Here is a 13,520-nt window from a genome sequence, read left to right on the forward strand (position 1 = left end):
AAGCTGACGGCATTCTATCGCCTGCAAGCTTCGGGGTTATGGCCATTGTTTTGGGATCTATGAACTACTACGCACCGCTTCGTCAAATCCGTAATTGGATCATCGTTGGCTGGATCGCGACGGTCGCAAGTGCTCTGGTGTGCAGTTATCTTTGGACTCGGCCCATTGCTTCTGGACGGTTATTGCGAAGCCAAATTCGGCTGCACGACGGGGCGACGATCGGTTTGTTGCTGGTGCTGGGTGTGGTGGGAGTTGTTGCGCTGTTTGCATTCTACCATTTTTTTCAGCGACGCATTGTGCTGGATTTACGCAAATATGTTCTCTGGGCCGAAGAGATCTCGAAACGCCGCGGCACACAGCCGATTCCAAAATTAGGTTCGATCAGCGGGGGAGCGGCAACGCAAAACCGCTCGATAGATGGCTTGCACGAGAAACTGACCAAGGGCATCCACCAGCTTGAATTTCGCTATCAACAGTTATTGGACGAGCGATTAAGGACTGCCGATGCGCTGCGTGGGATGCGTGAAGGCATCATCGCTTTGGATTCGGATCTGGAGTTGCTGTTGATCAACGATGCCGCTCGGGAACTGCTGGATGTCAACGGTCCTGTGCGTTTGGGAAAGCCTTTAGTGGAACTGATTCGTCAGCCGCAAGTGCTGGAATTGGTTCAGTCGGCGCATGCCAGCAAGAAAGCGGCCGAGTCGGTACTGCCGATGGGGACCGGGCAAGGTCGGTTGCTGCGTCTACGCGTTTCGCCGCTGGCGGATCCAAAATCTCAAGGCGATGCGGCGGATGATTGCGGCGTCATGGTACTGGTCAGTGACGTGACGCGGTTGACGAAGCTGGAGTCGATGCGCCGTGACTTTACCGCCAACGTGTCGCATGAACTGAAAACGCCGCTGGCAGCCATTCAAGCTTATGCCGAAACGCTTTTGGATGGCGATGCCATCGATGATCCAGAAGCGAATCGAAGGTTTGTGGAGGGGATTGCCAAGCAGGCCGACCGGTTGAGCGCTTTGATTCATGACCTGCTGCAATTAGCCAAATTGGACGCCGAACCGGAGCATGTGCTGCTGGGGAAAGTTGATTTGATTCAAATCGTTGACGAAGTGTTGGCTGAGCATCTGCCAATCGCAACCGCCCGCGAGATTGATTTGCAGTGGTCGCCGACGGTGGAGTCGGCGTTTGTTTTTGGCACCGAGGAAGGCCTGCGCGCTATTGCGAATAACTTGGTAAGCAACGCAATTCGCTACAACACCAAACGCGGGTTTGTTCGCGTCGAAATCACGGTGTCCGCCGATCGGATTTTGCTTTCGGTCATCGACAATGGCGTCGGTATCGCCCCCGATCTTCACGACCGAGTTTTCGAACGCTTTTACCGTGTGGACAAGGCGAGGAGCATCGATGCTGGCGGGACTGGTTTAGGGCTGGCGATCGTCAAGCATTTGGTGTTGCAGATGGGCGGCACGATTCAATTGGCCAGCAAGCTGGGGGAAGGCTCCCGTTTCGACGTGACGCTCCGAACATTCCAAGGTCCACAGGCTGGCACCGCGCACGCGGCTGGCCTAGCCGTCTTGGACGAGCGATAAAGAGCTAGCCTTTTTGAACCTTAACATTTTCTTAACGGTTTCTTAACACGTTATGATTACAGTGTCGGCTCGTTTTGAGCCATCTTATGAACTTCGTTTGCATGGCCGCTTTCGGCAGGTGCAAGGCACGCGGGAGCTTGGCTCAGGAGAATAATACAAAGTGGCAGGTCATTTCCAAAAAGATTTACAAAACGCTTATCTGCAACTGATCCAATTGTCGGGATCGGTTGAGCAGATGATTGATCAAGCCGTCCTAGCGCTGATGAGCAAAGACCGAGCAAAGGCAGATCAAGTGATTGCAAGCGACTCGCATGTAGATCGTCGCGAGGTTCAGATCGAGGAAAACTGCTTGACCATGTTGGCATTGCATCAACCGGTGGCCGCGGACTTGCGACGCATCACCATGATGATGAAGATCAATAACGAATTAGAGCAAATGGCCGATCTTGCTTGCAACGTGGCCCAGCGAACGCGATCGCTGGAGTTGCAATCGGGATTTGAAATTCCAGAAGACGTGGCACCAATGGCCGAACTAGTGCGAGGCATGGTGAAAGAGAGCTTAAATGCTTTCATCAACTCGGACGCTGCACTGGCGTACCACGTGTTAGCGACCGACGACCGCGTCGACCAGCTCAATGTCAAAGTCATCCACGCGATCGAGGAAGCGATTCAACGATCGAATCAAAAAGTCTCTGAAGCCCTGCATTGTTTTTCCGCATCACGACACCTTGAACAGATTGCAGATCATGCCACCAGCATTGCTGAAGATGTGATCTACATGACCGATGGTGATATCGTGCGGCACCGTCGAACCCTGTCTGAAGAATCATTGAATGCCCAAGAGTAGAGTCTTAATCGTTGAAGATGATCGTTCGCTAGCGGAGATCTTGGAATACAATCTTCGCAAGTCGGGATACGAGATCACGCGAGCTAGCGATGGTGGTGATGGGTTGGACCAAGCCAAGCTCAAGCTGCCCGATATTATTCTCTTGGATGTGATGTTGCCTGTCATCGACGGGCTAGAGGTTTGTCGACGGTTGCGATCCAATCCCGATACGGCCAAAGCGATCATCATTATGCTAACTGCCAAATCGGAAGAGGCGGACCAGTTGGTCGGTTACTCCGTTGGCGCTGATGACTACGTGGTAAAACCGTTCAGCGTCAAAGTTCTGCTAGAACGCCTCAAGGCCTTGGAACGCCGTCGCAGCGACGATGCCGATACCAATCCTGACGTGGTAGCCCGTGGGCCGATCACTGTCGATCGACGTCGTTATCGTGCGATGGTCAACGGCGAAAACCTCGATCTCACCAAAAGCGAATTTCGATTGCTGGATACCTTGATGCGGCAACCAGGCCGGGCGTTTGACCGCACGGAGCTGATCGACTCAGCACTTGGCGAGGATACATTCGTATTAGAACGAACCATCGACGTCCACATTCGCGCGCTGAGGCGCAAGTTGGACGCTTACGCAGATCTAATTGAAACCGTTCGTGGAGTGGGCTACCGGTTCAAAGAAGCGTTGGAAAGTGAAGCTTCCGAAAGATAAACATCGTCCCATTGAGCTGTAGCTGACGAAAACAGGACTTCAGGTTATCCTTAAGACCGTCGCGCCGATCCGGCGAAATAGGGTTTTGTCAAAGCGAGTCAAGTGATGGTTTGGAAGCTAGAAGATCAATTTGCGAAGTTTACCGTAGAAGGCTTTGGCGGGACGCTCCAGCTTGAATCTCCCGAATTAGGCCTGACCATCCATAGCGATGAATTTCAAGGTTCGATCCGCCCGCTCTTGGGCGTGACTTTCGCTGATTCGAACCGTGTTCGTTTGCAAGATTGCTACGAACGTATCGACGATCTGATTGTCATTTATCCGCAAACATCACATCGCCCATTCAATGTCCAATTGCAGTACCGCGTGTTCGGCGGCGGTGAATTGGAGTCGACCTTACCAGTCTTCGCTCAACATGACCAACAAACGCGGGTGTTGCTGGTAGAACAGTGGATCAGCAATTACACATTTACCCTCGACAGCCATCCCCAGTTGGACGTGGAATTGTTTCCCATCTTCCACGACTCGGTCGATGCGATTCAAGTCTGGCAGGATTTGGACCAGCAGCTTGTGCCTTTGGCGACGGCTGAATCCGACGGAGCAAGTATTGCCGCGGTTGTCGCGCAGCCAACGCAGATCCAGCCTGCGATTGCCGTTTTGGTTCATCCGCTGGATCAAAGCGACAGTGACTTCAGCATTCGTGGAAGTGACCAAGCGGATGTGACCGGGGTCGCAATCTTAAGGCTGTTTGATCGCTTTATGGAAAAAGGGGTCATCCGCCGCGCTCGCTTGCGTCTGCTGGTATGTTCGCAACCAATCAGCGATGATCTGCTGCATCAGCATTACCAGTTATTTGCTGCTAGCCCACTGCCTCTAACGACTTAGTTTGCCGCTAGCGACTTCATGGTCGGGCGATTGGGAGCGGGTAGGCCGATCATTCGGCTTCCCCAGTCGTCGGTGGATCGCGACGAAAGACGGCCACGACATCTTCTACAGGGATAACGAACAATTGGTTGTCTTGTTCCAAATCGACCGGGATGGCGTTCTTGGGGTGGAACAAAATTTTGTCGTACTGACGCAGCGGCATATCTTCGTCGTGTTCGACTTTTTTGCTGATCGTCACGATGCGTCCGGTGATCGTGGGGATTTCCGCAGCGTCGGGCAAAGCGATTCCACCTTTGGTTTCGCGTTTGGGTTCGTCTTTTAAAACCAAAACACGTGGGCCGATCGGTTCGACATATTCAAAGGTTTTGGACTTTTTGGCTGCCATTGATGAAAACTGTGGGCCTGCGGATTGGGAACAAAAGGAAGCTTAGTCTAAGTGTTACGAAAACTGCTGGCTATCGCAGAGTTTGCCATTTTTAAGAATCGCTTGCCAATTTCAAGCCCGACTTGCACGTGCGACGATACCGGATTTCTGCTAAGTTAGCCGTTTGGCCCCCCCGCTTATTTGTTTTCTTCGGTTCCATCATCTAGCTAGAATTTCGGTATCAGTGTCTGCAAAAATCAATTCGAACGCAAAAACTCCAGTCGGCAAAAGCTTCCAAGAAAACTGGCTGCAAGCATTAACGTTATCGGTCGGTAGCCCATCGGCCCGCCTCGTCAAACCCTTGATCAACGATATCGATACAATCAGCCAAAGTCGCGAGCCAGATCAGCAGCTTGCGGCGGCTCAGCGAGCCTGGGAGTTCGCTCAAGAACACCACTTGCTGCATATTTTGAAGCTTGTTCCAGCCCAGCAGTTGGAATGGGCGTTTCCCGATCAAGATACCTATGCGTTTCGAAATGAATCGCCAACGGCTATTGAAAGCCAAGAAGTCTGGCTGCAAGCTATCGGGCTGCAAACTGGCGAGTTTCGCTTGACGGCGACCATAACGGCCGGCGATTGGGGGGAACTGCTGCGACGCGAAGCGGTCAGGCAACGTCGCACCATGAGTGCCCAGTCCATGCAGAGTTCCAACACCATGGAGAAGCAAACAATCGCCCAGTGGAAAGACAATGCTTGGACCGTAAAGTTTGTCGACGCCGATTGGGTTGTGTTGAGCTTTGAAGAGCCCTTTGAAACGCAGCGTCCCAGTGTGCTGGATGTCGAAGAAGCTGTGCTCACGGCGCTGATGAGTGCGGAGCCACATTTGTTGCCAAAGGCTTTACCCGGTACAGCGGTTGTCACTGCGGGTCCGTGGGCTGATTCGGTCGAACGCCTTGCCCCATTGCATAAAAGCTTTTTAGCGGGCACCAAATCCAATTCCAATCTGTGGATTCGACGCGCGTGGGCTGCCGTTTGGCCAGTGATCTATCGTGAACAGAATCAACTGAATCAGCCTTGCGATTTGGATTTCATTCGCAAAGAGCTTGCAGATTGTTTTACGCACGTTCCCAAAGCGACCTTATGGATGTTTGCAACGGCCAAACTTGTCTGCAGTTCACAACTTGGGCGAGGCCTTGGTGTGTGCGGAAACTTCCGTCGCGACTGAAAACTTGCTTTAATTTTTGAACGCCCTTGGCGATTTTGCTAACCGCTCAGCAACCCCGGGGATGATGCGGGCGGCGTTTTGATAATAGATCTTCTTTAAGACCTCGTCGGGCAGACCAACCCCAAAAATGTTCCATGCACCTTGTGGCGGCGGTTGCTTTTCTGAATAAGCAAACCATTCGTCTTTGCTTTCCAAGAATCTCCAGTAAGCATTCAACCGTTGAGCAGGCCAAGGACCATCGGTGCCAAACAGGACGCGATCTTGGTACTTGATCAGGAACGCATGCGCTGAATAAGGTTGCCGTCCCAGTTCGCTGATGCGCGAAGCAAACTCGACTACCATATTTGGGTACATGTCCAGCCATTGGGCCGTTTGCTGTAAGTCCTCTGCGTCGTTGCCCATATGCGCAGCAATAAAAGTCGTCTTCGGAAACCGAGCGATCACGCGATTGCGAGCCAGATGCAGTTCGTCTCGTGAAGGTACATCCTTCCCATAGTAGCTCCAGTCTGGATGTCGCAGTAGTTCTTCAGCTCGCTCATTGGTGGAGTCAATCGGCAAGAAGAAGGCGCTCGGATCCGCCGTATGCATGATGACTGGCCAATTCAACTCGCCGCATAACTTCCAAATCTCATCCCAACGTTGGTCATCGATTCGCAGCAAACTGCCGTCGGTAGCGGGATACTCCAAGCCAAACTGTTTAAAGAATTTTAAACCGCTGACGCCGCGTTGATGAGCAAGCTTCATCTGCTCGCAAGTATTTCTTACAAAGTCAGGTTGATTGCAGGCCCAAGACGCAGGATTGTCGGTGGCCCCTGCTCCACGAAAATCAATTTGCCCAAATACAACAAACCGATCGTGATAGTCCGTCCATAAGTACTCTAGATGACGCTCCAGTTGATCGCCAAGTTTTCCGTCCAGTGAAACGCAAACAGCTACATTGTTTGCGTCCAGCATTGCCACGAGGTGTTTGAGCGCGTCGGGATCATGACGCGTGCGATACATCAAGTGAGTGTGTACATCGACGGCAGGGAAACGCGCCGCTACGATCGGTGTACGCGGTGTCATCAGTCTTGACTGCGGCGTGAACTGTGTGATCGATATGTCCGGCGGGCTGTCGGTGTTGCCGAGCTCTTGCGCGAAAGCACTAGTCCCACCAATGACCCAGACGCATAAAACCAATATGCCTACTAACGGTTGGTGCATCGAACTGAAACGACATTGAGCGATTGGGCAATGGTTGTAATTCATTTTGAACTGATTGAAACCTGCAGGCGATTTCTCGTGATGTTGCATTCGGCTCCATCGGACAACGCTTTTAACAATTGGTCAATGTCTAAGTTCTTGGCTTCTACGTCGATAAATCTTTCGCCTAGTTCTTTGGTTAGCTCCGATGGAATCCAGTGTAGTTTCAATTGTTGCATTAAGGTTGGAAAGATATCGATCAGCCTGCCCCGCAGATGCGTAGTAAAGCGAGTTTGTTCCAAGCTTCGTAGTGCGGCTTGCGATGCTCGGGAGTCTAGCTGAACTTGCTGCGTCCCAGCGGCGTTATTGGGTGGCATGGGCGGCAATGAAAGCGAGCTGATAAATAACTCACGATGTGCGGCGACTGGGCCTTTGAGCCATTGATTGGTCCCGCTTTCACGGATCTCGGTTGTAGATCTCCATTTGTTTTGCCAGGCCGAATGTTGCGGAATCGGAATCGAGTTGATCAGCTTTTTTTCGTACGGAAATACGACTTGGCCAGCATCTTCGGTAACGGATTCTAATTGCCAAACGTTGTCTTGTTGAACGATCAAAGTCAAATCGAAACCGGCCAGCAGCAGTCCGAAATGGGTCGCTGTGTCTGCGGATCGTAATCGGCGTGGCGACCATAGGTCATGCTCGATTTTCTCCAAGCCGTTAACTGCAATGTTTTGCCGTTGCGCAAGTTGCATTACAAGGCTACGCGGTTCTATTGTGCTGTCCCAAGCCCAGGCCGCGGTGGACGTCGAAACAAGCCTGCCTTTGGCTTGGGTTGCCAGTGTCCAGTAGCACAACTCGACGTTTGGCAAGTTCTCGGGCCGACATAAATAAGGTATAGCGCCAACCCAAGTCTGGCTTAGCTGGCATGAAGTGCTCAGTGTCTCAAGTGCTTCATGATAACTCTGATCCTGGATAGATAGATCTACCAGTTGTTCAGCATCGATACGACGGTCCAGCCAGATGGTTACGCCGGAAGTCTCGCTTAATTGCGCAACAGCGGAACGCAATGTCACGCCGCGAAGTAATTGTTGGAAATTTTTTTGGAGCTTTTTATAGTTCGACTCAAAGGCTTGGTTTGCATAAGGATAGGTAAACTGCGCAAAGAGCAACGGACTTGACAGAGGCAAAACCAGTACAAAAAACGACAAAACGACGCATCGCTTTGCTAGCACAGCGGTGTATACCAGCGAAAAAAACGGTAAGCATTTTGTTCGATACATTGTCTGACGTAGGCGTGGTAACTAGACTGAGTCGAGCTTAAGGATGAGCGGATGGATATGCAAGGATGGCCGGTAAGCTCTGCAAGCCGCCTCACGCAACGATGACATGCTTCTACGAATGCTTAACCGCTTGTGAGTTTTATGGTGCAGCGATCCCATCGACCGCCCCACATCCTGAATTGTTACCAAGTATACCTCAGCGACGGCGATTCAGCACGCTTCGTCCGAGATGTTGCTTTGCGTTACGGCGTAAACACACTCGTGCGATTGACGGGCTCGGTTGATGCCGCGGTACGAAGGGCTACTGCGTTAGCTATTGGGATCTTGGGTGACCGCCGAACGATATCCGTTTTAGGCAAATTGTTATGCGACAACGATCGAGCTGTACGCATGATTGCGGACGATTCGATGAAAGCGATTTGGGCACGGACGACCTCCCCGATCGGGAAAACTTTACTCGACAAAATCGTGGCCAAATTGGGTGTTGAGGACTTTGACGCGGCGATTGATACCGCTGATAAACTGGTATTCATGCAGCCCAACCTTCCAGAGGCGTATTGCCAGCGAGCCCTTGCATATTATGCCAACGGAGAGATTGAACCGGCGATCGCCGACTGCGAGCGAGCTTTAGAACTCAATGAATTCGAGTACATGGCGTATGTCGGTCTGGGACAATGTTATTTGGAAATAGAGCAACCACGTATGGCGTTGGATTACTTCCGACAAGCCATTGCGGTGTATCCAGACCTGGAACCCGTCCATTTGCAGATTCGCAAACTAGAAGATTCGCTCCGCGAGATCATTTAAGCGACTGCCTGCGATCGAGTGTATTAGAGCAGCGAGAGCCGAAGTGGGCCGGCCGGCTGCCAGTAGGCTGGCTCTTTACAGCCAAGCCTTTGCGGTCTCGCAGACTTTCTCGTGAATCTGTTCTATCGGTGCGGTGGCATCAACAATCAGGTAGTGGGTCAGTTCCGATACCTCAGTGAGGTAGCCCTGGCGGAGGCGTTCGAAGAACTCCTGACCGCGTTTCTCAAGGCGATCTTGGTTGGAGCCGACTCGCTGCATCGCAGTGCCAAGGTCAACGTCAAAGACGAAGGTGAAATCGGGTTCTAAACCTTCGGTGGCGACATGTCCAACTTGCCAGATCGTTTGCGGATCCATGCCACCGCCATGCCCTTGATAGACCACATTGGCCAGGAGAAAGCGATCACACAAAACGACTTTGCCAGCGGCTAAAGCGGGCTTGATTTGCTCACGGACCAACTGCGCCCGAGCGGCCATATACAGCAACATTTCGGCAGTCATCGCCAGCGGGATGTCTTCTCGATGCAGCAGTATGTCACGGATCGCTTCACCCAAGCGCGTGGTGCCCGGATCGCGAAAACAAGCGACCTCTATCCCAGAAGCCGTGAGGTAGTCCGCAAAGAGTTGCAGTTGCGTCGACTTGCCGCTGCCATCGATGCCGTCAAAACTGATGAACTTCATGATTTTCCATCTGGGGATTGGCACCAGTTCGGCGATGGAGCAACCCACCGGCAAGTCTGGTTTTTCGTCGGATGTTGGAACTCGATTTCAGCGGCGTGTAAGCACATTTCGGAAGCTTCTGGAGCTAGGGTGCAATTGCTGGCAAGTTGCCCGTCAGGCTGGTAAGCCGGATCATTGACGATTGGCAGTCCCAAATGCCACAGGTGGCAACGGATCTGATTGGTGCGACCTGTTTTGGGCCAGACATTCAACAAACTGGTACCGTCTGCAAAGCGCTCGACCACCTCGAAATCAGTTTGTGCTGGCAAGCCATCGACGGCATCGATCTGGCGAGCACCGCCCGATTCACACTGGCGCGCTATGGGGGCGTTACAAGAAAATCGAGACTGCTCGGGGTGCCCGTGCACGCGAGCCAAATAGCGTTTCTGGACGGTGCCAGACACAAATTGATCCTGAAGTCTTTTCGCCACCGCATGTCGCCGGACTAGCACCATCACGCCGCTGGTATTGGCGTCCAGTCGGTGGATCAACCGGATCTTCTCTGGGGCATAAGCCAAATTCAAGAAGTGTTCCAGCGTGTTGCGATTGAAGCGACCGCTGGCATGCGAAGGCAGACCCGCAGGCTTGTTGACGATGACCAGCACCTCATCTTCGTCCAGGATTTGGATGTTCGTGTTGACCGGCGGTTCGCTGCAATTCTTTTCCAAATGATTGATGCGTTGGCCTTCGTTCATGATCTGATCCAGCGAAGCAACTTCGCCGGAGAGGGCCAGTTCGCTGGCGACTACGATATTGTGTCGAGGCAATCGGACGGGAAGTCGCAGCAGTCCAGCTTCGGCTTCCCGGACCCAGTGGTCTTGGTCGAATTGCGGAAACATCTCCAGCAGGCACTGGAGCAATGATTGGCCAGCAGACTTGCGAGGAATATGAATTGGCCGAAGGTTTAGGTACGGTTTGCAGCCCGGTTGTTGCTGGTCCAAAGCGGCAAACAACGCGTGGCGTTTGGCAATCGTCTGCTGTTTTTTCGCTTCTTCCGACTGGAAGCAGAACGGGCAGGAGTGGGGTGGTTGATACTGCGGGCAATCCATATCTTCCTGGGTCAGAACATGCTGGCAAGCATAGCACAGCACGGCTCCCGATGGAGCCAAATCGGGTTTGACCGCAACGCGATCGTCAAAGACAAAGCAATCGCCACGGTAGTGAGCTTCGCCGCATTCCTCAAAGTAACGCAAGATTCCGCCGTCCAATTGATAGACCTCTTGAAAACCAGCTTGTTCGACAAATGGGCCAGCTTTTTCGCAGCGAATGCCTCCCGTACAGAACATGACCATCGGCTTGTTTCGGGTCTCCGGTGGCAGTTGGCGAACTCGCTCTGGGAACTCACGAAAGTTTTGAATTTGCAGGTCAACCGCTTGGTTGAAGGTTCCCAGTTCGACTTCGTAGGTGTTTCGCGTATCCAGCAGCAGGATTTCGCGTCCTTCATCCAGCCACTGCTTCAGTTCTGCGGCGGAGATCTTTTGGCTGGTTTTGACCACGGGATCTACTTCGTCGACGCCAAAGGAAATGATCTCCTTTTTCAGTTTTACCAGCATGCGATTGAACGGTTGCGCCTCGCTCCAACTCTCCTTGATCGGCAAATTCGCGAAACGCGGGTCGGCTTGCAGCGTGTCCAGGAAGGGCCGCACGTCGCGTTCTGGTCCTGCGACAAACAGGTTGATGCCTTCACTGGCCAGTAGAATCGTGCCCTTGAGTCGATGTGCGACAGCCAACGCCTTCAGTTCCTGCCGCAACAGTGGCAAATCTTCCAGGCGCACAAACTTGTACGCAGAAATGTTGAGGATATCGAAAGTGCTCGTTGGAGCATCCGAAGTTTGGTCGCAGGTCGTCACTTTGATCAGTCGTTATGCGGAAGGTGTCAGAAGTACAAATGAAACCAGCCAGTGGGCTCTGCACCAGTTGTGTTCGCAAGGTGGATTTCTATCTATCACGTAAGATATTTGATTTTGGTCGAACTGACAAAGTGCGATCTTGGAATTCCTGATCAAGCAGGTTCTGTTCGAATCAGCATCCGTCTGCTAGTTTAAAGCGAGTGGCTAACGGATTAGATGCCAAATGCAATGGCTGCATGGGCCATTAAGACAGACCAGTGTGCGATTTCGGTAAGCGAGGCTTTGTGATTGGACGAGCGAGATACTCTCAAAAGTGGGATGCAGGAGCAAGCGGCCTCGATCGATCTTCGGCCAGCCGCGTTGGATGATTTAAGCGGTGTTTTGGCGCTGCTACGGCCGTACGTCGTAGCGCGGAAACTGCTCAAGCGATCGCGATCAGAAATGGTTGGCTTATTGGGTAACGGTTTTGTGGCAGTGGTCGACAAGCCGACCGGCGAATACGAAATCGTTGGATTTGCGGCAGTGGAGATTTACTCACGCAAGCTGGCTGAAGTCCAATGTCTAGCGGTCCGGGACGATTTTCAGGGCCAAGGCTTAGGTTCAAAGCTGGTCAAATTGTGTGTGGATCGTGCTCGCGAACGAGGCGTATTGGAAGTCATGGCCATCAGTGCTTCGGAAAGTATGTTTCGCAGTTTGGGGTTCGATTATTCGCTGCCCGACCAAAAGCGAGCGTTGTTCTTTCAGTTGAAAACTCGCGATGAAATGTACAACGAGTTGCCCGACGATGAATTGTGAGGCTGCAAGCGGCTGGGCAGCAGTGGTCGTAAGCTGGGTAACAGTGGTTGTAAACTGCCGGTTTTGATACTACAAAGAGCCTTTTCAACCAGCATTTTAGGACACCGCCTGCAAACGGCTTTTCTGATTGGATTCTGTTGATGAGTGACTCCAAAATAACCGGCATTGTGCATCTAATCGAAGAAACCAAATCTTTCGGAGCCAAAGGCTTTCGTAAGCGTTTGGTGGTTATCGAGCAAGACAATGGTCGTTTCGTCAATTACATACCACTGGAGTTTATTCAAGACGGTTGTGACCAGGTCGACGGCTTGTCGGTAGGCGAAGAAATCACCGTCCAGTATCGACTGACCGGGCGCAAGTGGCAAAAGGATCCGCAAAGCGAAGTGAAATACTTCCTGTCGGCTGAAGCGATGTCTTTTTCGCGAGCGGGTGGTAATTCGGGTAGCGCGGCCAAGAGTGCCAAGCTAGATCCTAACGCGGATTTGGACAGTGCCAGCTACGACGACGGTGAGAACGTACCGTTCTAATCTTGCAGTTGCCAAATTTCCGCCGTCAGCAACCAGTGTTCTGGCGTTGGAAGCGGTTGGCTTTGAAGCGGATCGTTGGCGGCATGTGTTTCCAGGATCAGTTTCGCTGTTAAACGTGGTCCGAACAGCAGCGTTTCCATGCGTTCTTCGCCAGCAAGATTCCAGATGACTTTGCCGCGTTCCCAGCCGATGACATGCCCGCGGTTTTGGGTCAAAGGGCCTTCATAGTCAAGGTATTCAAGTCGGTGGTCAGGCAGGCGACGGATCATGCTTTGCTCGCCTTCCATGGGCAAACGCAATAGTTCCCAAGTCCGCAGGTCGTCGCCGAACTGCAACATGAGGTCGAAATGGCTTACGCGGGCTGCTTTGGGAGGGATGGCGGCTAGAGCTGTTTTTCGCGGAAGCAGCGATTCGCCTTCAGAGCCAGCCGTCATCTCGCTGGGCATTGAGTGCCAAAGGATCGCAAAACGGTATTCGTGCAGTTGGTTGGCGATCATCACGGCAGAAAGGGCGTCAATAGGAGTCTAGCGAGCCAGTGTTGGCGCACGTTGTAATGGTACTCAACATGCCATGGCGCGACCAGCAGTGACGAAAAAGTTCGTATTCTGCTGGAACTTCCGATTATGCCGATCGTCCAAGGGCTGACGTGTGTAATTTCCTGAGCACAGGAAGTTTGCAGTCAGAAAGCCCCAAATTATACTCGAACCCAACTGCGATTTATTAGACCTTGCCTGAGGGGAAGGGATTTTACGTCG

14 protein-coding genes are annotated in these 13,520 nt (G+C 52.3%); 8 read left to right on the plus strand and 6 right to left on the minus strand.

Annotated elements, in window-relative coordinates; all coding sequences use genetic code 11:
* Positions 1-59: 59 nt before the first annotated feature.
* The 4 genes from SH302x_RS04175 (at position 60) to SH302x_RS04190 (ending at position 4,018) form a co-directional block, all read left to right on the plus strand.
* Positions 60-1,589, plus strand: a complete 1,530-nt coding sequence (locus SH302x_RS04175) for an ATP-binding protein (protein WP_479367488.1) — start codon at positions 60-62, stop codon at positions 1,587-1,589.
* Positions 1,590-1,749: 160 nt separating this feature from the next.
* A complete protein-coding gene (phoU, locus tag SH302x_RS04180; RefSeq protein ID WP_479367489.1) occupies positions 1,750-2,436 on the plus strand; it encodes a phosphate signaling complex protein PhoU in 687 nt (228 codons plus the stop codon).
* The gene (locus SH302x_RS04185; RefSeq protein ID WP_479367490.1) at positions 2,423-3,136 is read left to right on the plus strand and encodes a response regulator; all 714 of its coding nucleotides are present in this window, start codon (positions 2,423-2,425) and stop codon (positions 3,134-3,136) included. Before phoU ends, SH302x_RS04185 begins: the two co-directional genes overlap by 14 nt.
* 105 nt (positions 3,137-3,241) lie before the next feature.
* Positions 3,242-4,018, plus strand: a complete 777-nt coding sequence (locus SH302x_RS04190) for a hypothetical protein (RefSeq protein WP_479367491.1) — start codon at positions 3,242-3,244, stop codon at positions 4,016-4,018.
* A 49-nt stretch (positions 4,019-4,067) separates the two neighbouring features.
* Here the strand turns inward: SH302x_RS04190 and SH302x_RS04195 are convergent, their stop codons facing one another.
* Positions 4,068-4,403, minus strand: a complete 336-nt coding sequence (locus SH302x_RS04195; RefSeq protein ID WP_479367492.1) for a co-chaperone GroES — start codon at positions 4,401-4,403, stop codon at positions 4,068-4,070.
* A 223-nt stretch (positions 4,404-4,626) separates the two neighbouring features.
* Between SH302x_RS04195 and SH302x_RS04200 the strand changes: the two genes are divergently transcribed.
* Positions 4,627-5,607: a hypothetical protein gene (locus SH302x_RS04200; protein WP_479367493.1), complete on the plus strand. Its 981-nt coding sequence runs from the start codon at positions 4,627-4,629 to the stop codon at positions 5,605-5,607.
* Positions 5,608-5,616: 9 nt separating this feature from the next.
* Here SH302x_RS04200 and SH302x_RS04205 read toward each other — a convergent pair whose 3' ends face one another.
* Complete coding sequence (locus SH302x_RS04205) at positions 5,617-6,900, minus strand: amidohydrolase family protein (RefSeq protein ID WP_479367494.1); 1,284 nt, start codon at positions 6,898-6,900, stop codon at positions 5,617-5,619.
* Positions 6,852-8,069: a hypothetical protein gene (locus SH302x_RS04210; protein ID WP_479367495.1), complete on the minus strand. Its 1,218-nt coding sequence runs from the start codon at positions 8,067-8,069 to the stop codon at positions 6,852-6,854. Before SH302x_RS04210 ends, SH302x_RS04205 begins: the two co-directional genes overlap by 49 nt.
* Positions 8,070-8,210: 141 nt before the next feature.
* Between SH302x_RS04210 and SH302x_RS04215 the strand changes: the two genes are divergently transcribed.
* Positions 8,211-8,876, plus strand: coding sequence for a tetratricopeptide repeat protein (locus tag SH302x_RS04215; protein ID WP_479367496.1), 666 nt, complete (start codon positions 8,211-8,213; stop codon positions 8,874-8,876).
* A gap of 75 nt (positions 8,877-8,951) precedes the next feature.
* Here the strand turns inward: SH302x_RS04215 and tmk are convergent, their stop codons facing one another.
* Positions 8,952-9,554, minus strand: coding sequence for a dTMP kinase (gene tmk / locus SH302x_RS04220; RefSeq protein WP_479367497.1), 603 nt, complete (start codon positions 9,552-9,554; stop codon positions 8,952-8,954).
* The gene (locus SH302x_RS04225; protein WP_479367498.1) at positions 9,551-11,443 is read right to left on the minus strand and encodes a sulfurtransferase; all 1,893 of its coding nucleotides are present in this window, start codon (positions 11,441-11,443) and stop codon (positions 9,551-9,553) included. Before SH302x_RS04225 ends, tmk begins: the two co-directional genes overlap by 4 nt.
* Positions 11,444-11,731: 288 nt before the next feature.
* Between SH302x_RS04225 and SH302x_RS04230 the strand changes: the two genes are divergently transcribed.
* Entirely contained in the window at positions 11,732-12,238 is a 507-nt protein-coding gene (locus tag SH302x_RS04230; protein WP_479367499.1) for a GNAT family N-acetyltransferase, read from the plus strand.
* Between the two features lie 140 nt (positions 12,239-12,378).
* Positions 12,379-12,765 (plus strand): DUF3127 domain-containing protein, encoded by a 387-nt coding sequence (locus tag SH302x_RS04235; protein WP_479367500.1) that lies wholly within the window; start codon positions 12,379-12,381, stop codon positions 12,763-12,765.
* On the opposite strand, the gene SH302x_RS04240 is transcribed toward SH302x_RS04235, so the two are convergent.
* Positions 12,762-13,265 (minus strand): hypothetical protein, encoded by a 504-nt coding sequence (locus SH302x_RS04240; RefSeq protein ID WP_479367501.1) that lies wholly within the window; start codon positions 13,263-13,265, stop codon positions 12,762-12,764. The genes SH302x_RS04235 and SH302x_RS04240 overlap by 4 nt on opposite strands.
* Positions 13,266-13,520 lie beyond the last annotated feature (255 nt).

The organism is Njordella calcicola (genome assembly GCF_056494125.1).